General features: G+C 63.6%; 19 protein-coding genes and 1 other RNA gene. 14 read left to right on the forward strand and 6 right to left on the reverse strand.

The window, feature by feature from the left end:
* The first annotated feature begins 14 nt into the window (after positions 1-14).
* The 9 genes from hemH to SADO_RS16045 all read left to right on the forward strand — a co-directional run bounded on the left by hemH (position 15) and on the right by SADO_RS16045 (position 6,357).
* Positions 15-1,019: a ferrochelatase gene (hemH, locus tag SADO_RS16005; RefSeq protein ID WP_434547917.1), complete on the forward strand. Its 1,005-nt coding sequence runs from the start codon at positions 15-17 to the stop codon at positions 1,017-1,019.
* Positions 1,020-1,081: 62 nt separating this feature from the next.
* Positions 1,082-2,137 (forward strand): protease SohB, encoded by a 1,056-nt coding sequence (sohB, locus tag SADO_RS16010; protein WP_353113196.1) that lies wholly within the window; start codon positions 1,082-1,084, stop codon positions 2,135-2,137.
* A 162-nt stretch (positions 2,138-2,299) separates the two neighbouring features.
* Positions 2,300-3,715 carry a DegQ family serine endoprotease gene (locus SADO_RS16015; RefSeq protein ID WP_353113198.1) on the forward strand — a complete coding sequence of 472 codons (1,416 nt, stop codon included), beginning with the start codon at positions 2,300-2,302 and terminating at the stop codon, positions 3,713-3,715.
* 128 nt (positions 3,716-3,843) lie between these two features.
* On the forward strand, positions 3,844-4,041 hold the full coding sequence (locus SADO_RS16020; protein ID WP_353113200.1) for a hypothetical protein: 198 nt from the start codon (positions 3,844-3,846) through the stop codon (positions 4,039-4,041).
* A gap of 22 nt (positions 4,042-4,063) precedes the next feature.
* A complete protein-coding gene (locus SADO_RS16025) occupies positions 4,064-4,387 on the forward strand; it encodes a cell division protein ZapA (RefSeq protein WP_353113202.1) in 324 nt (107 codons plus the stop codon).
* A gap of 182 nt (positions 4,388-4,569) precedes the next feature.
* Positions 4,570-4,752: non-coding RNA, 6S RNA (gene ssrS, locus SADO_RS16030), on the forward strand.
* Positions 4,753-4,794: 42 nt separating this feature from the next.
* Entirely contained in the window at positions 4,795-5,394 is a 600-nt protein-coding gene (locus SADO_RS16035; RefSeq protein ID WP_353113204.1) for a 5-formyltetrahydrofolate cyclo-ligase, read from the forward strand.
* Between the two features lie 45 nt (positions 5,395-5,439).
* Positions 5,440-5,916 (forward strand): EVE domain-containing protein, encoded by a 477-nt coding sequence (locus SADO_RS16040; RefSeq protein ID WP_353113206.1) that lies wholly within the window; start codon positions 5,440-5,442, stop codon positions 5,914-5,916.
* A gap of 51 nt (positions 5,917-5,967) precedes the next feature.
* Positions 5,968-6,357 carry a nuclear transport factor 2 family protein gene (locus SADO_RS16045; protein ID WP_353113208.1) on the forward strand — a complete coding sequence of 130 codons (390 nt, stop codon included), beginning with the start codon at positions 5,968-5,970 and terminating at the stop codon, positions 6,355-6,357.
* A gap of 149 nt (positions 6,358-6,506) precedes the next feature.
* Here the strand turns inward: SADO_RS16045 and SADO_RS16050 are convergent, their stop codons facing one another.
* Genes SADO_RS16050 through ilvA form a run of 3 tightly spaced genes read right to left on the reverse strand, consistent with a single transcriptional unit; the run spans position 6,507 to position 10,147 of the window.
* Positions 6,507-7,580 (reverse strand): glycosyltransferase family 9 protein, encoded by a 1,074-nt coding sequence (locus SADO_RS16050; RefSeq protein WP_353113210.1) that lies wholly within the window; start codon positions 7,578-7,580, stop codon positions 6,507-6,509.
* Positions 7,581-8,522, reverse strand: coding sequence for a cation diffusion facilitator family transporter (locus SADO_RS16055; protein WP_353113212.1), 942 nt, complete (start codon positions 8,520-8,522; stop codon positions 7,581-7,583). It lies immediately after the preceding gene.
* Positions 8,523-8,569: 47 nt separating this feature from the next.
* Positions 8,570-10,147 (reverse strand): threonine ammonia-lyase, biosynthetic, encoded by a 1,578-nt coding sequence (gene ilvA / locus SADO_RS16060; protein WP_353113214.1) that lies wholly within the window; start codon positions 10,145-10,147, stop codon positions 8,570-8,572.
* A gap of 147 nt (positions 10,148-10,294) precedes the next feature.
* On the opposite strand from ilvA, the gene proC reads away from it, so the two are divergent.
* Genes proC through SADO_RS16085 form a run of 5 tightly spaced genes read left to right on the forward strand, consistent with a single transcriptional unit; the run spans position 10,295 to position 13,901 of the window.
* Positions 10,295-11,119 (forward strand): pyrroline-5-carboxylate reductase, encoded by an 825-nt coding sequence (proC, locus tag SADO_RS16065; RefSeq protein ID WP_353113215.1) that lies wholly within the window; start codon positions 10,295-10,297, stop codon positions 11,117-11,119.
* A gap of 2 nt (positions 11,120-11,121) precedes the next feature.
* Complete coding sequence (locus SADO_RS16070; protein WP_353113216.1) at positions 11,122-11,688, forward strand: YggT family protein; 567 nt, start codon at positions 11,122-11,124, stop codon at positions 11,686-11,688.
* A 10-nt stretch (positions 11,689-11,698) separates the two neighbouring features.
* On the forward strand, positions 11,699-12,844 hold the full coding sequence (gene metX / locus SADO_RS16075; RefSeq protein ID WP_353113217.1) for a homoserine O-succinyltransferase MetX: 1,146 nt from the start codon (positions 11,699-11,701) through the stop codon (positions 12,842-12,844).
* On the forward strand, positions 12,841-13,476 hold the full coding sequence (metW, locus tag SADO_RS16080) for a methionine biosynthesis protein MetW (RefSeq protein WP_353113219.1): 636 nt from the start codon (positions 12,841-12,843) through the stop codon (positions 13,474-13,476). The genes metX and metW overlap by 4 nt, the downstream gene beginning before the upstream one ends.
* Positions 13,477-13,532: 56 nt before the next feature.
* The gene (locus SADO_RS16085) at positions 13,533-13,901 is read left to right on the forward strand and encodes a DUF4426 domain-containing protein (protein ID WP_353113275.1); all 369 of its coding nucleotides are present in this window, start codon (positions 13,533-13,535) and stop codon (positions 13,899-13,901) included.
* A gap of 8 nt (positions 13,902-13,909) precedes the next feature.
* Here the strand turns inward: SADO_RS16085 and SADO_RS16090 are convergent, their stop codons facing one another.
* Genes SADO_RS16090 through SADO_RS16100 form a run of 3 tightly spaced genes read right to left on the reverse strand, consistent with a single transcriptional unit; the run spans position 13,910 to position 16,958 of the window.
* Positions 13,910-14,356 carry a tellurite resistance TerB family protein gene (locus SADO_RS16090; protein ID WP_353113221.1) on the reverse strand — a complete coding sequence of 149 codons (447 nt, stop codon included), beginning with the start codon at positions 14,354-14,356 and terminating at the stop codon, positions 13,910-13,912.
* The gene (locus SADO_RS16095; protein WP_353113223.1) at positions 14,356-15,000 is read right to left on the reverse strand and encodes an alpha/beta hydrolase; all 645 of its coding nucleotides are present in this window, start codon (positions 14,998-15,000) and stop codon (positions 14,356-14,358) included. The genes SADO_RS16090 and SADO_RS16095 overlap by 1 nt, the downstream gene beginning before the upstream one ends.
* 8 nt (positions 15,001-15,008) lie before the next feature.
* Complete coding sequence (locus tag SADO_RS16100; protein ID WP_353113225.1) at positions 15,009-16,958, reverse strand: cation:proton antiporter; 1,950 nt, start codon at positions 16,956-16,958, stop codon at positions 15,009-15,011.
* Between the last annotated feature and the right edge of the window lie 52 nt (positions 16,959-17,010).

Genomic DNA, 17,010 nt, shown 5'->3' on the forward strand with positions numbered 1-17,010 from the left:
GATAGCGAGAACAAATGATGACTTCCCGCCGCGCGCCGCGCCCCATCGGGGTGCTGTTCACTAATCTGGGCACGCCCGACGACACCTCGGTCCCTGCAGTTCGCCGCTATCTCGCGGAATTTCTCAGTGATCGTCGCGTCGTCGATCTCAACCGCGCGCTGTGGCTGCCCATCCTCTACGGCTTCATTCTGACTTTTCGACCGAAGAACTCGGCCGAAGGCTATCGCTCGGTCTGGATGGAGGAAGGCTCGCCGCTATTGGTCTATGCGCGCCGCCAGGTCGAACGCATCCAGGCTCGGCTCGACGCGGACCTCGACCAGCCCGTCCATGTCGCTCTGGCCATGCGTTACGGCAACCCGTCGATCGAAGCCGGTCTGAGCGAGCTCGATGCGGCCGGCTGCAAGCAGGTTCTGATCCTGCCGGCCTACCCGCAGTACTCGGCTACGACGGTCGCCACGACCTTCGACAAGGTGGGCGAAGTCCTTGCCGACTGGCCCGAACCCCCGGCGCTGCGCCAGGTCAATCGTTATCACGACGAGCCGGCCTATATTCAGGCGCTGGCCAACTCGGTGCGCGAGCACTGGGCCGAACACGGGCGCGGTGAGAAGCTCGTGCTGTCTTTTCACGGCATTCCCAAGCGCTACGTGAAACAGGGCGACCCCTACCCGCGCGACTGTGGCATCACCGCGCAGCTGCTGGCCGCCCAGCTTGGCCTGTCGCGCAACGAGTACAAGGTCTGTTTCCAGTCGCGATTCGGTCGCGAACCCTGGCTGCAGCCCTATCTCGACGAAACCATGAAGGCCTGGGGCGCGGCCGGCATGAAAAGCGTCGATGTGATGTGTCCGGGCTTTTCGTCCGACTGCCTCGAGACCCTCGAGGAGATCAAGGAAGAAAACCGCGAGTATTTCGAGAACGCGGGCGGTGGCTCGCTGCGTTATATTCCCGCGCTCAACGAGCGTGGCGATCACATCGACATGTTCACCCAACTGATCAAGCGCGAGCTTTCCGGCTGGCTCTAGCCGCCGGACTCACGGCGGCCGCAACCGGCCGCTGCGCGCTACCAACCGGAACCCATATATATATGGAGCTGCTTGCCGATTTCGCCGTGAACTACGGCCTGTTTCTCGCTAAGGCGGCCACTGTGGTTATCGCGATCGGTCTGGCGATTGCCTGGATCCTGAGCATTTTCGCCGAGGCTCGCGCCGAGCGCGACGGCGACAGCCTGCGGATCACCCATGTGAACGACCGCCTCGAGCGCATGGCCGAGACGCTCAACGCCACGCTGCTCAATCCCAGCGAGCGCAAGGCCCGCGCCAAACGCCGCAAGGTCGAGGAAAAACAGAAGCGCAAGGCCGAGAAACTCGGCAAGCGTCATGAACCGTCGCGTATGTTCGTGCTCGACTTCGACGGCGATATCCGCGCCTCGGCGGTCGACACGCTGCGCGAGTCGATCACGGCCGTGCTGCAGGTGGTCGAGCCGGAGGACGAAGTCATGATCCGTCTCGAATCCGCTGGCGGCATGGTTCACAGCTACGGCCTCGCTGCGTCACAGCTCGCGCGCCTGCGCGACTCGGGCGTGCGCCTCACCGTCTGTGTCGACCAGCTAGCGGCCAGCGGCGGCTACATGATGGCCTGTGTGGGCGAACGGATCGTGGCGGCGCCGTTCTCGATCATCGGTTCGATCGGCGTGGTGGCGCAGATCCCGAACTTCCATCGCCTGCTCAAGGACAAGCAGGTCGATTTCGAGCTGCATACCGCGGGCGACCACAAGCGCACGCTGACCGTGTTCGGCGAGAACACCGAGGAAGGCCGGGCCAAGTTCCGTGAGGAGCTCGAGGATACCCACGGCCTGTTCAAGCACTTCGTGGCCAAGTACCGGCCGGCGCTCGATATCGATCGTGTCGCCACCGGCGAGCACTGGCACGGCAGCCAGGCGCTGGATCTCGCGCTGGTGGACGAGGTTTCGACCAGCGATGACGTGATGCTCGCGGCGGCCAAGGAAGGCCGCGATGTCTTCACTGTCGCCATGCACCACAAGACCGGCCTGGTCGCGCGCTTTACCGAACAGTCGCGCCTCGCCCTGAGCCGGGTATTCGCCGAGAGCGGTCTCGCGCGCGTGGTCCATCGGACCGGTTGATCTCGCGGAGGCCGGCGTGCGTGATCAGCAGCTTGCGCCGGCCTTCCAATGAATCGCTCGAACTGGCCTGCATGAAACTTGGCCGCCTCTGAGCGGTCATAGGCAACGGGACGATCCGGGGCACGCCGGTCGTATGGTGTAGACACCAACGAGTAAGGACCTATGACGCCAACAGCTTCCACGCGTTTCATCGCACTTGTCTTTTCCTGTCTTCTTTTTCTAGCCACGAGCAGCGCACAGGCGGCCGTGCCGAGCGGCATGCTCGCCGGCGATCAGCCCTCGTTGGCGCCGATGCTCGACAAGGCCCTGCCAGCCGTCGTTAACGTGGTGGTCACGGGCAAGCCGCAGCAGATGCCCGACAATCCGCTGTTCAACGATCCGTTCTTCCGGCGTTTCTTCGACATGCCGGACCAGCAGCAACAGCGGCGCGCACCGCGCCAGCCCACGGCGGCGGGGTCCGGCGTGGTCGTCGATGCCGACAGGGGTTTCGTGCTGACCAATCATCACGTCGTGAAGGACGCCGAGAAGATCGTCGTACGCCTCAACGACAATCGTGAATACGACGCCAAACTCATCGGCGACGACCCGGAAACCGATATCGCGGTGCTCGAGATCGAAGCCGACGACAACCTCACCGAACTGCCGATCGCCGATTCAGACGACCTGCGCGTCGGCGATTTCGTGGTCGCCATAGGCAACCCCTTCGGCCTGCGCCAGACCGTCACCTCCGGCATCGTAAGTGGCCTCGGCCGCCACGGGCTGGGTAACCGCTACGAGGACTTCATCCAGACCGATGCCTCCATCAACCCGGGCAATTCGGGCGGCGCGTTGGTCAATCTCAAGGGTGAGCTGGTCGGCATCAACAGCGCGATCCTGTCGCGTACCGGGGGCAATATCGGCATCGGCTTCGCGATCCCGAGCAACCTGGTCAACAGCGTCTACCGCCAGATCGCCGAAAATGGCGAGGTGCAACGCGCCCGCCTCGGTGTGGTCGGCCAGAACCTGACGAGCGATCTCGCCTCCGCCTTCGATCTGGACATCACCCAGGGCGTGGTCGTCGCCCAGGTCATGCCGGATTCGCCGGCGTCCAAGGCAGGCATCAAGGAGCGCGACGTGATCACCCACGTCAACGACAAGAAGATCGACGACTTCTCGGAGCTCGCCAATGCCATCGGGCTGCGTTCTCCCGGCGAGAAAGTCACCGTGACCCTGATGCGCAACGGCAAAAAGCGTGAACTCAAGGCGACGCTCGCCAACGCTGAAGAGATGGCCAGCAATAGCGGCTCGGATGTCGGATCGACCAGCGAGCTGGCGGCCGGGCTCGACGGCGCGACATTCGGCCCGATCACCGAAGACAGCGCGATGGCCGGCGAAGTCGAGGGCGTGGTTGTCACCGACGTAGAACGCGGCAGCGCCGCCGCCCGCGCGGGGCTGCGCCCGGACGACATCATCACTTCGATCAACCGGCGGGCGATCAGCGATGTATCGCAGCTATCCGAGCTTGCCGGCCCGGACGTCAAGCAGCTCCTGCTGCATGTACGTCGCGGCCAGGGCGCGCTGTTCCTGCTGATCCGCTAACGCGGAACACGTCGACCTGTACAGGCCCGGCTCCATGCCGGGCCTTTTCTTTGGGCGGCCATCCAAGCCGCGGATTTCACCCACGCCGGTGCTACGGCTATACTCGAAGCACCATCCAGGGAGCGTTCATGAGCCAGTTCGAGATCAAGCACTTCGAGGATCGCGTGGAGGCCCTGATAACGGCCTACCAGGCGCTGCTGTCCGATTACGAGACCCTCAAGAAGACGCATGAAGACGAGCAGGCCCGCAATCGCGAAACCCGCGAACGGCTCAACGGCGTGATCGAACGTATCCGTGCGCTCGAAGCCGAAGCCGATAACGCCTAGCCCATAAGCGTGCGATAAACATATGCCAGAAAAACAGACCGCGCTGACCATCCGTATCCTCGGCCGTGACTATTCGATCGCCTGCCCGGAAGGCGAACGCGAAAGCCTGCTGAGTTCGGCCGAGTATCTTTCGCGGCGCATGCACGCCATCCAGCGCAAGGGCAAGACGCTGGGCATCGACCGCATCGCGGTTATGGCCGCGCTGAACATCGCCCGCGACCTGATCGCGGCCGAGCGCCAGCTGGAGCGCCAGTCGACCGGACTGCCCGCCACCGACGACGAGATCACCGACCGCCTGTCGCAGCTGCAGCTGCGCATCGAATCCGCCCTGGACGATCGTGGCTAGACACAGCTGACTACTGTCGAATCACCCTTTTCGCCCCGCATATCTGGCAGGCTTCCAGCACGGTAGCCCCTATGCGCCGGCATAATACGAGACAGGGATCGCGATGCGGCGAGTCACATTCTCATCCACGCGATGGCTTAATTGTCAGTGGGTCCATTGTCCGCGTATTATTGGTTTTGCCGGCACTCCTGCGGTGTTCGACGACCTCCCGGTTCCCCTTGAGCCTAAGTACCTAAACCGGGGTGGGAACCGTCGCAGGTGAGTACGCCCGCCCTAGCTGCGGGAAACCTAATGCGGCGTGGAACGCCCCACTTGAGCATTCGTCTCAAGGATAGTGGACGGTCGACGGCACAGGCGGGAGTGGCGGTCCTTTCCTTTTCGACAGCAATCATCGAGCCTTACGGCCCATGAATGCCAGCGTCACCGATCAACGCCGTACCGCACTGCGCGCCCGCCGTGCACTCGACCCCGCGCTGCGGCATGCCGCGAGTCAGCGCGCTTGCGAGCGTATTGCACGCCTGCCCCTGTTCAAGCGCGCACGAGATATCGGCCTGTACTGGCCAATGACCCACGAAGCGGATCCCTGGCCTCTATTCGAAGCGTTCTCTGCACGGCAGAAGCCGTATCTCCCCCGGGTGGTCGACGGGAGCCTTCGCTTCATTGCCATCGACCCCACCCGCTTTCGTCACCGCCGCAGCGCCTTGGGTATTACCGAGCCGGTAGACGGCCTGCAACGACCGGTCACAGCGCTGGACCTGCTCATCGTGCCGCTCGCAGCGTTCGATAGCGCCGCGCGGCGCATTGGCATGGGTGGCGGGTTCTATGACCGCACACTCGCTCAAGTGGCCGCGGGTGGCGGTTATCGCGGCCCGCGCCTGCTCGGCCTGGCCTTCGACGTGCAGCGGGTCGCCCGGATCGAGGCCCGCCCCTGGGACGTCCCGCTGGACGCAGTGGCGGCCCCTGCTCGCGTCTACCGTCGGGCGACCTGCCCGCCGCGGCTACGATAAACTGGCGGGCGATTCACTCATCGCAACAAACAAGGACGTAGGCGCATGCGCTACTGGCTGATGAAATCCGAACCCGACGAGTTCAGCATCCAGGATCTGCAGGAACGCAAGAACCAGACCGAAGGCTGGGACGGGGTCCGTAATTATCAGGCGCGCAACTTCATGCGCGACGGCATGTCCGAAGGCGATCTCGCCTTCTTCTATCACTCGAACACCAAGGTGCCCGGCGTCGTCGGCATCATGCGCATCTCGCGCGAAGGCTATCCCGACGATACGGCTTTCGACCCCAAGGACGCGCATTACGATCCGAAATCCGACCCCGAAAAGCCGCGCTGGTATCGGGTGGACGTCACCTTCGAACGCGAACTTTCACGCATCGTGTCGCTCGCCGAGATCAAGGATCACGCCGAGGAACTGGGCGACTTCCCGCTGGTGCGCAAAGGCAACCGCCTGTCGGTGATGCCGGTGGACAAGGAACACTGGGACTTCATTCTGGATCTGGAGAACAACCCGCCCGAATGAGTCGGTCGGTCACGTCTTCCCGAACAACAACAAGCAATCACAAGGACGCCTATGTCGACCAACGTAATCGCCGCCTGGCATCAACTCGTGGACAGTGGCAGTGACGACGGCCTGGACGCCCTCCTCGACGAGAGCGTGGTGTTTCACTCACCCGTCGTGCACACGCCGCAGGTCGGCAGGCCGATCACCCGCGCTTATCTCGCCGCGGCCTTGCAGGTCTTTGGCAACGACACGTTCCGCTATGTCCGCGAGATCGAAAGCGCACATGACGCCATGCTGGAATTCGAGCTCGAACTCGACGGCATCCAGGTCAACGGCGTCGACATCATCAAGTGGAACGACGCGGACAAGATCACCGAATTCAAGGTGATGCTGCGCCCCCTGAAGGCAGTGAACCTGATCCACCAGAAAATGGGAGAGATGCTTCAGGCTCGCGCATGAGCTGACATTCTCAGGCCGACCCCGCCGGCCGCAGAGCGCTATCGCGGGTTCTGCGCTCGGCGGCTCACCCAAAGGCGGGAGCCCGCGTGCGGCCTTATGTGCCGGGTGCGCGCGAATTCCTCAGAGCTATCTGACCGGGCAGTTCCCCGCTACGATTTAGACACCGGATGCACCATCGCCTGATCGATACGCTCGGTGACCGCCTCGACCGGAATCAACGCCATCACCCGGTCGTCGTCCTCGATCCGCGTGCCCCACTTAAGCGCATCCGGCGTGGCATCGCGATACTGCGCCGCAGCTTCGGCGAAATAGTCGACACAGAAACGCCGTGACCGATAGGCGCCGCTGCGACGTGGATCGGTCGCCGCATGCAGCGAGATGGTGGTGATATCCGTGGCATTCGCCATATGCGCCGGCCCCGAGTCCGGTGTGACGAGCAAACGGCCCCGCTCAAACAACGCGATCAGCTGCTTGAGATTCGTCGCGCCGATGAAGTTGTCGGCTTGTTCGGACATCGCCATCTCAATCGACGTACCGATCTGTTTTTCGAGATCGCTCGGCCCGCCCACGAGCACGACGCGCATGTCGTGCTCGCGTATCGCATGGTCGGCCACCGCGGCATAGCGCTCGGCCAGCCAGTTGCGCCGTGTGTGGCTGGAACAGGGGCTGATGAACAGGATATCGCGCCGGTCGTCGCCGATCAGTTCCCGGGCTTTGGCCCGGTCGTCATCGGCGATCGGTACGCGCCAGTCCATCACCGGCTCGGTCGCGCCGAGCTCCGCCGCAAAGGCAAGAAAGCCATCGACCACATGACGACTCGCGACCGCCGGAATGCGTTCGCGTACGAACAGCCGCTGGGCGTCGCGCGCGCGACGTGCATCGAAACCGATCCGCCGATCCGCCTGCACCAACAAGCTGATGCGATTCGCACGCCAACTCGCGTGCATGTTCAGGAAGGCATCGAATCGTCGCCCGGCAAGCTGGCGCTTGAGATCGGCGATCGCGCCCCGTCCGCCGTGCTTGTCGTACACGAGGCATTCCACCCTCGGCAGCTCGGCCACCAGCGATGCCTCGGCGCGGTTGATGATCCAGCAGATCTCTGCATCCGGCCGCGCCGCCTGCAGCGTGCGGATCGTAGGCACGACATTGGCACAGTCACCCAGCGCAGACAGCCGCAGGATGCAGATACGGCGCGGCACCTGCGCGCGATCGACATTCGCCATTCAGTGCCCGCTCGCGCCCTGCGCCGGCGCGCTGCTATTCGCCTGCCGCTCGGCTTCGATGAATACCCGCTTCACGTTTTCGCAGCGGGCCTTGATATCGCGATCCATATGCTCGATTTCAGACTGGATCTGCTCTCCACTCAGCCCGCTCGCAAACCGCACGCTGATATTGGCCAGGATGAAGTTCGGGCCAACGTGCATGGTCAGCACCTCGTTAACCTTTGCTACCGCCTCGCGCGTGGACACGACTTCGCGGATATCACGGACCACGTGCTTGTTTGCCGCTTCGCCCAGCAGCAGCCCCTTGGTCTCGATCGCCAGCCAGACCGCCGTTATCGCGAGGATGATGCCGATGCAGATGGACGCAATGCCGTCAAAGACCTGGATGCCGGTAATCTGGCCAGCCAATAGCGCGACGAACGCCACCATGAGACCCAGCATCGCTGCGCTGTCCTCGAACAGCACCAGGAAGGCGACCGGATCCTTGCCACGGCGCACGGCCTCGAACACGCCCCACTTGCCTTTCGAGCGATTGAATTCCTTGGCAGCGATATACCAGGCCACGCCTTCGAAGATCATCGCGAGCCCGAGCACCACGTAGTTGATCACCGGGCTTTCCACCGGGTGCGGATGTAGCAGCCGGTTCACACCTTCATAAATGGAAATACCGGAACCCACCGCGAAGATGAGCACCGCGACCATGAAGCTCCAGAAATAGATTTCCTTGCCGTAGCCGAAAGGAAACCGCTCGTCCGGCGGGCGCTTGGCGCGCTTCATGCCATAGAGCAACAGCCCCTGATTGCCGGTATCCACGGTAGAGTGAATGCCTTCGGCCATCATGGCCGCACTGCCGGTGATGGATGCTGCGATGAACTTGGTCACCGCGATCAGCAGATTGCCGACCAGCGCAGCGTAGATGACGGTCTTCGAACCCGAGGCCATAAATTATCTCCCTTGGCATGACCGCGCCGTAGCGCGCCGCGAAATGCTCAGGTGGTGTGCAGAAACAGCTGGTAGGCAGGATTGTCGCTCTCCTCGGCATATTCGTAGCCGAGCGCATCGAGCGCCGCGCGGCAGTCCGCCTGATCCTCGGGCCGCACCTGCAACCCGACCAGCACCAGGCCATGCGCGTGGCCGTGATTACGGTAGTGGAACAGCGAGATGTTCCAGCGATCGCCGATGCTGTCGAGGAACTTGAGCAGCGCACCGGGGCGCTCCGGAAACTCGACCCGGAACAGGATCTCGTTGCCAGCGCCCTGGGCGCGGCCGCCGACCATGTGGCGCACATGCAGCTTGGCCATCTCGTTGCGGCTCATGTCGAGCACGGCATAGCCGCCGGATTCGAGTTCGCCGATCAGCGCATCGCGCTCGGCCACACCGTTGGAAAGCTTCACGCCCACGAAAATCTGTGCAGATACCGCGTCCGCGTAGCGATAGTTGAACTCGCTGATCGAGCGATCGCCGATGATGGTGCAGAAACGACGGAACGAACCCGGCGCCTCCGGAATCGTGACTGCGAGCAGTGCTTCGCGCTGTTCGCCCAACTCGGCGCGCTCGGCGATATAGCTCAGGCGGTCGAAATTGACGTTGGCGCCGGAGGTGATCGCAACCAGATCCTCGTTCTCGATCCCGGTTTCGGCGACATACTTCTTGGCCCCGGCCACGGCGAGCGCACCGGCCGGCTCGGCCAACGCGCGCGTGTCTTCGTAGATATCGCGCACCGCAGCACAGATCTCGTCGACGCTGACCGTCATCATCGCGTCGACATGCTTGCTGCACAGACGGAACGGCTCCTTGCCGGCCTGCTTGACGGCCACGCCGTCCGCAAAGAGTCCGACTTCGGGCAGACGTACGCGCTCTCCGGCAGCAAGCGCGGCACCCATGCTGGCTGCGTCTTCCGGCTCGACGCCGATCACGCGGATATCCGGGCGCACACTCTTGATATAGGCCGCCACGCCCGCCAGCAGGCCGCCGCCACCCACGCAAACAAAGACCGCGTGGATATCCTGCGGATGCTGGCGCACGATCTCCATGCCGATCGTACCCTGCCCGGCGATGACGTCAGGATCGTCGTAGGGATGGACATAGACCAGGCCGTCGCGCTCCTGCAACTCGGCCGCATGGGCCGCGGCTTCGTCATAACCGTCGCCGTGCAACACGATCTCGCCGCCGAAACCTGCAACCGCGCGGACCTTGATCGCCGGCGTGGTACGCGGCATCACGATCACCGCGCGAATACCCATGTTGCGTCCGGCAAGCGCCACGCCCTGGGCATGGTTGCCGGCCGAGGCACAGATCACCCCGCGATCGCGCTCTTCGGGCGTGAGCTGGGCAATTTTGTTGTAGGCACCGCGCAGCTTGAAGGAATGCACCGGCTGCAAGTCCTCGCGCTTGAGGAAAAGCTGGTTACCGATACGCGCACTCAACTGGTTCGCCACCATCAGCGGCGACTCGATTGCTACGTCATAGACACGGGCGGTGTTGATGCGCTTGAGATAGTCGGCGTCGCCGATATCCACGGCCGACGCGGACGACGACTCGGCGGTCTGTTTCAGGCTGCTGTTCATGAATCGCAAGGGTTAGAACAAGCGTCAATGCTAAACCCTTGGAGCCGTGCAGACCATCGCCGCAGTGAGGGGAACGCGTGTGATCACGACTCGCGGTAAGCGCTCGCCATCGCGTATCATGCCGCGAGTTTGTCGAGCGGGACCGCAATGGATACCAGTATCGTTTTCGTCGGCGGCGGCAACATGGCCACCAGCCTGATCAGCGGCCTGCGCAATGCCGATTGCCCCGGCGAGCGCATCACCGTGATCGAACCCGACGAGGCCAAGGGCGAGCAGCTCGCCAGTCAGTACGGCGTAAACACCGCCACGAGCGCCAACGCCGAAGTGCTTTCGGCAGAAGTGGTCGTGCTCGCGGTCAAACCGCAGATGCTGCGCGAAGTGGCACAGGGCCTGGTCGAACCGCTGGGCGATAGCAAGCCGCTGATCATGTCCATTGCCGCGGGCGTACCGATCGCCGGCCTGCGCGAATGGATGGGCAACGATCACGCCTATGTGCGCTGCATGCCCAACACACCCTCGCTGATCGGCGCGGGTGCCACCGGCCTGTACGCCGACGACCGTGTGACCGACGACCAGCGCGAGCTGGCCGACACCATTCTCGCTACCGCCGGCGTTACCGCCTGGGTTGACGAGGAATCCCTTCTCAACGCGGTAACGGCGACTTCCGGCAGCGGCCCGGCTTATTTCTTCGCCTTCATGGAAGCCATGCAGGCCGGCGCGATGGATCTCGGTCTGGACGAGGCCACGGCGCGCGAACTGGTGCTTCATACCGCGCTAGGCGCAGCGCGAATGGCCATCGAATCCGGTGACGACCCGACCACACTGCGCGAGAAGGTCACCTCGCCCGGGGGAACCACCGCTGCAGCCCTTGGCGAATTCTCCGAGGGCGAACTCGGCGAGCTCGTGGGGCGCGCTATGCGTTCGGCATCCGACCGGGCCGACAGCCTCGCCCGTGAACTTCTCGACAAATAGACATGATGCTCAATAACGCCAACAACGCCCTGCTCTTTCTCGTCGATACCGTTTTTGCGCTGTATATCGTCGTCGTGCTCATGCGCGCGCTGTTGCAGTGGGTGCATGCCGACTTTCGCAACCCGATCTCGCAGTTCGTCTGGCGCGCCACGTCGATGCCGGTGGGAATACTCGCGCGCGGCATCCCGCGTTGGCGCAATCTGGATATCCCGGCGATCGTGTTCGCGGTCATCCTGTGCTTCATCAATATCGAGATCGATCTCGCACTGGCCGCGCCCGAGTTCGGCGCCCAGCCGGCGATGGCGGCCTGGTGGGCCGTGCTCAAGGCTGCGGTGCTGGTCTGCAACTTCTATTTCTTCACGATTCTGATCCAGGCGCTGATGTCGTGGATTTCGCCGGGCCAGCATTCGCCGGCGACGGCGATCCTGTGGACCATCAACGAGCCGCTGCTGCGCCCGGTGCGTAACGTCGTGCCCAATATCGGCGGGCTGGATCTGTCGCCGCTGGTCATCATCATCGGCCTGCAGGTCATCAGCCGCCTGCTGCCGCTACCGGGCCTTTTCCGCTAACCGGATGGTGATGAACCACGACGCACCGCATTCCGTCGGGCAGGTCGAGCCGCAGACCCTGCACGTAGAACAGGCGATGCCGCTGGACTGCGGCAAGACGCTGGATCGCTTCGATATCGTCTACGAGACCTACGGCACGCTCAACGCCGATGCCTCGAACGCGGTCCTTATCTGTCACGCCCTGTCCGGCAATCACCATGCCGCGGGCTACCACAGCGAAGACGACACCAAACCGGGCTGGTGGGACAAATGCATCGGCCCCGGCAAGATGATCGACACCGATCGTTTCTTCGTCGTCAGCCCGGCCAATCTCGGCGGCTACAACGGCTCGACCGGCCCGGGCAGCACCCATCCCGACACCGGCCGCCACTACGGGCCGGACTTTCCGGTCGTCACCGCCGGCGACTGGGTGCGCTCACAGGACATTCTGCGCGAAGCTCTGGGCATCGAGCAGTGGTCGGCCGTGATCGGCGGCAGCCTCGGCGGTATGCAGGTCATGCAGTGGTCGATCGACTTCCCCGACCGGCTGCGCCATGCGGTGGTCATTGCTGCGGCACCTAAACTGTCGGCCCAGAACATCGCCTTCAACGAAATCGCCCGTCAGGCGATCGTGACCGATCCGGAATTCCATGGCGGGCGCTACTACGAACACGATGTGGTGCCGCGCCGCGGGCTGATGCTGGCGCGCATGCTCGGCCATATCACTTATCTGTCCGACGAGGCGATGCGCGCCAAGTTCGGCCGCGATCTGCGTGACGGACGGATCTCCTACGGTTTCGACGTGGAGTTCCAGGTCGAGTCCTATCTGCGCTATCAAGGGGCATCGTTCGTCGATCGCTTCGACGCGAACACCTATCTGCTGATGACCAAGGCGCTCGATTATTTCGATCCGGCCCACGCCCACGGCGGCGATCTGGCCAAGGCCTTTGCACCGGCGACCGCGCGTTTTCTCGTGATCTCGTTCACCTCGGACTGGCGTTTTGCGCCGGCCCGCTCGCGCGAGATCGTCGACTCGCTGGTCGATGCCGGCAAGCAGGTCTCCTATGCCGAGGTCACCTCGGACCTTGGCCACGACGACTTCCTGCTCACCCTGCCGCACTACGTGAAGACCATGCGCGCCTATCTGGATCGTGTCGCCCGGGAGATCGGCGCATGAACACGCACCTAACCGAAACTCACGACGGCCTGCGCGACGACCTGGCGTTGATCTCGAACTGGATTACCCCCGGCGCGCGCGTGCTCGACCTGGGCTGCGGCGACGGCGCCTTGCTGGCCCACCTGCAGCAGACCAAACAAGTCAGCGGCTATGGCCTGGAGATCGACCCAGACAATCTCATCGACTGCGTGGCCGCGGGCGTGAATGTGCTGCAGCTGGATCTCGATGCCGGCCTCGAGGAGTTCGAAGACAACAGCTTCGATTTCGTCGTGATGAGCAGCGCGCTGCAGGAAGTGCGCCGGCCGGACGAACTGATCGACGAGATGCTGCGTATAGGCCGCGACTCGATCGTGACGTTCCCCAACTTCGGGCACTGGAAACCGCGCCTGTCGCTGGGTCTGCGCGGGCTCATGCCCGTATCCGGATCACTGCCGAACCGGTGGTACGATACGCCCAACATCCATCTGTGCACGGTGCGAGACTTCGAGACGCTATGTCGGCACAAAAGTGTGGAAATCGTACGGCGACACGTCGTCAATCATGCGCATCGAAGCAATATCGGCATGCGCACCTTCCCGAATCTGCTCGGCGAGATCGCCCTGTATCAGCTGCGGCGCGGCACCTCGGACTAATCGCGCTGGCGTCGCTGCTATTCGCAAGCCTGCCCGCTTTCGCCGCGGGCGGCTCGATCAACAGCGGCAACCACGTCGTCCACTACAGCGCGGTCAACAGCCTGGATATTCCAGAAGCGGTCGCTGCCGGCAATGATATTGCGCGCGACGGCGATACGGCCATCGTGATGATCACGCTGCAGAAACCCACGCGCGAAGCGCCGCTGCAGGCCGTAGCCGCGAACGTGACGGGCAGCGTGCGTTCGCTCATGGGTGGCCGAAAGCCACTGGAATTTCGCCGAGTCGACCGCGCCGGCAGCATCTATTCACTGGCCCCGGTGGCGATCAAAGACGACCAGACGCTGACCTTTGATCTGGACGTGAAAGCGGTCGACGGTAGCGCCACCGTGCCGGTGCAGTTCAACCAGCGGTTCTACACCCGCTAGAGACCCGCCTATTCGCCGGTAACGGCGAGCTTGGCCTTGATGAACTCGCTGTGCGGCAGGTACAGCATCTCCGACAACTCACGCAGCAGATGCTCCTCGTGAGCATCCAGATGCCGGTCCGCATACGCCACGCGCCAGAGCATTTCCAGTACCTGGCGTTTTTCAGCCGGATCCAGACCCTCGTTCAGCGTCTTGAGATAGCTGTACAACGATACCGACTGCTGCGCCTTGGGCTGCGCCGCGCTCATCAGGTCATCGGTCTCGGCGTCGTCGAGCGCGAAATGAGTCTTGAGCTGACGACGGATCTCGTCGTATTCCTCTTCCGCGTGGCGATGGTCGGCATGCGCCATCTCCAGCAGCAGCACGGCTGCTGCAATCCGCTGGGCACGTTCGACATCGCGCCCCTCTTCGGTCTGCGGATTGAGCGCCTCGGCCAGACGTTCGAACAGTCCCATTAGCCTTCTGCCTCGTCCAGATGCGCGATCACGCGTTTTCTCAGATCAGTGAGGCGTCCGTGCAGGAAGTGCCCGGCGCCTTCGAGGATCTGGACATCGACCGCTGGCTCGAGCTCGCGCACAGCCTCGATCGACGCGTTTACGTCGATCACGTCGTCGGCATCGCCGAAGACCGCCAGCCAGTCGCTGTCCGGGCGCGGCAGCGCGCCGTCGAAATAGGCGGAAGGGAAACCGACCGTCACCAGGCTCGGCGGCGCGTCACGATCGGCCAGGCGCAGGGCAACAGCCGAACCGAACGAAAAGCCAGCAACGGCTGCCAGAGATAGCCCCGAGGCCTCCAATGCCCAGTCGCGAACAGCGGCGGCGTCGTCGACCTCGCCCACACCCGCGTCGTAGGCCCCTTCACTTTCACCGACGCCGCGGAAGTTGAAACGCACGGCCGCAAAGCCGGCCATGGTGGCCGCACGCGCCATCATGAACACAACCTTGTTGTCCTTGGTACCGCCCTGCTGCGGATGCGGGTGGCAGACCAGGGCCAGGCCGCGCGGCGTGTCGTCGGGCAGGTCGATGTCGACCTGCAGATCCCCGGCCGGGCCCGGGATAAGGCCGCTGGCGTGGGTCTTGTCGTCGGGCCATTCAAGCATGTCGGTCTTCAGTTCGTGGTCTGTGAATCGTCCGCCGGCGGCTGTTCGAGCTCGCGCGGCTTCGCCGCCTCGTCGGCACCCTCGCCCTCGACGGCCGCTGCGGCGACGCGTTCGCTGGCCGCTTCGGCGCGCTCGGCGCGAACCTTGCGGCGCTCGGTCGCGCTCTTCTTGGGCGCGTAATAGATCACCGTGTCGCCCTCTTCCGGCCGTGCGGTGCCGCCGGCCGAATTGAACAGCACGGTGCTGTCGGCAAACAGGGTCGCGATGATGATGGCGTCCGGCGGGCAGTCGCGACGGAAATCCTCGCGGGTATAGCTTTCCGTGATCCGCGTCTTGTAGAACTGCCAGTTCTGGAAATGCTTGCGCCAGAGCTCTTCGTACTGGGCATTGTCGTGAAATGCCGGACGCCCGCGCAGCGGCCGCGCGACGATCTTGGAGTCGTTGTCCTCGTCGGCGGCATACATCGGCAGCTGGAACACGCGGTCGTGTTCGAGACTGGTCACGAAGTGTGAACACACCAACGCGTTGTAGGCGTCGTTGCTGGTGGCCGCCAGCAGACAGGCAATCTCGTTGAGTTCCAGCGACTGCTGGATCTGGTCCGACAGCACTTCGCCATAAAGCACACGCACGCCAGCCAACCGTGCGGTACGCAGGCGATGCCAGGACGAATCCACCAGCAGAACCTGTACGTTCAGCTCGTTGGTGAGCGCGCGCGCCAGTTCCGTCGACCAAGGCGACGCGCCGACGATGAGCACGCCGTTGGGTTCGGCCGACAGGCGCAGCCAGCGCGACAGCCATCCGATCGAGAAGCCGTGCAGGATGACGGTCGAAAACACGATGGCGAAGATCAGCGGCAGCAGCTGCTCGGCGCCGCCGTAGCCCGCCTCGATCATGCGCGGGCCGAACACACCGGCGACGGCCGCCGCGACGATACCGCGCGGCGCGATCCACGCGACCAGCGTACGGTCGCGCCAGTTCATGTCGGTGAAAGCCGTCGACAACAGGACGGCGGCCGGACGCACGACGAACAGAACAGCAAATACCAGAGCGGCGGCGTGCCAATCCAGATGCAGCAGCACGTTCGGGTCCAGGTCGGCCGTGAGCACGATGAACACGGTCGAGACCAGCAGAATCGTGATGTATTCCTTGAATCGACGCAGCTCGGCCATGCCGGCGATCGACAGGTTGCCCATCACCATGCCCATGACGGTGACCGCCAGCAGGCCGGCTTCGGCAAAGATCTCGCTGGCCAGCCCGTAGATGACGAGCACGAAGGCGAAGGTCAGCGGCGCCTTGAGATACTCCGGCACCCAGATATGGTTGAACGCCCAGCCGAGCGCGAAAGCAACGCCGCCGCCCAGTGCAAACGAGATCAGGATGGCCCAGCCCAGATCCACGAACACCTGCGAGCCCGTGCTGGCGTCCGCACCGGCGAACACGAAATACTGGAAGACCAGCACCGCCAGCAGCGCGCCAATAGGATCGTTGATGATCCCTTCCCACTTCAGGTACGACGCCGTGCGCCGGTTCAACCCGGCCTGGCGCAGCATGGGAATGATCACGGTCGGGCCGGTCACGATCAGAATCGCGCCAAACAACAGCGACACGGCCATCGACAGGTTGCCGATGTAATAGGCCGCGAGCGTATAGAGAAGCCACGACAGTGCCGCACCGACGGAAACCAGCCGCTTCACGCCCGAAGCTGCTTCCTTGAACTCGTGCAAGCGCAGGCTCAGCCCGCCCTCGAACAGGATCACCGCCACCGCGAGCCCGACCATCGGCGACAGCACTTCGCCGATGTCGTGGGTCGGGTTGATCACGCCGAACACGGGGCCCGCAAGCACGCCGCTGACCAGGAACAGCACGATTGCGGGAATCCGTAGCGACCACGCGACCCATTGCGAGAACACGCCCAGCGCGACGATCGAAATCAGGATTAGGGAAAGATGATGTTCCATTAGGGTCCGCTACGCGACACGGGCTCGCGGGCCAAGTTCAAAACCACATGGA

This window comes from Salinisphaera dokdonensis CL-ES53, assembly GCF_040361215.1.
GTDB lineage: Bacteria > Pseudomonadota > Gammaproteobacteria > Nevskiales > Salinisphaeraceae > Salinisphaera > Salinisphaera dokdonensis.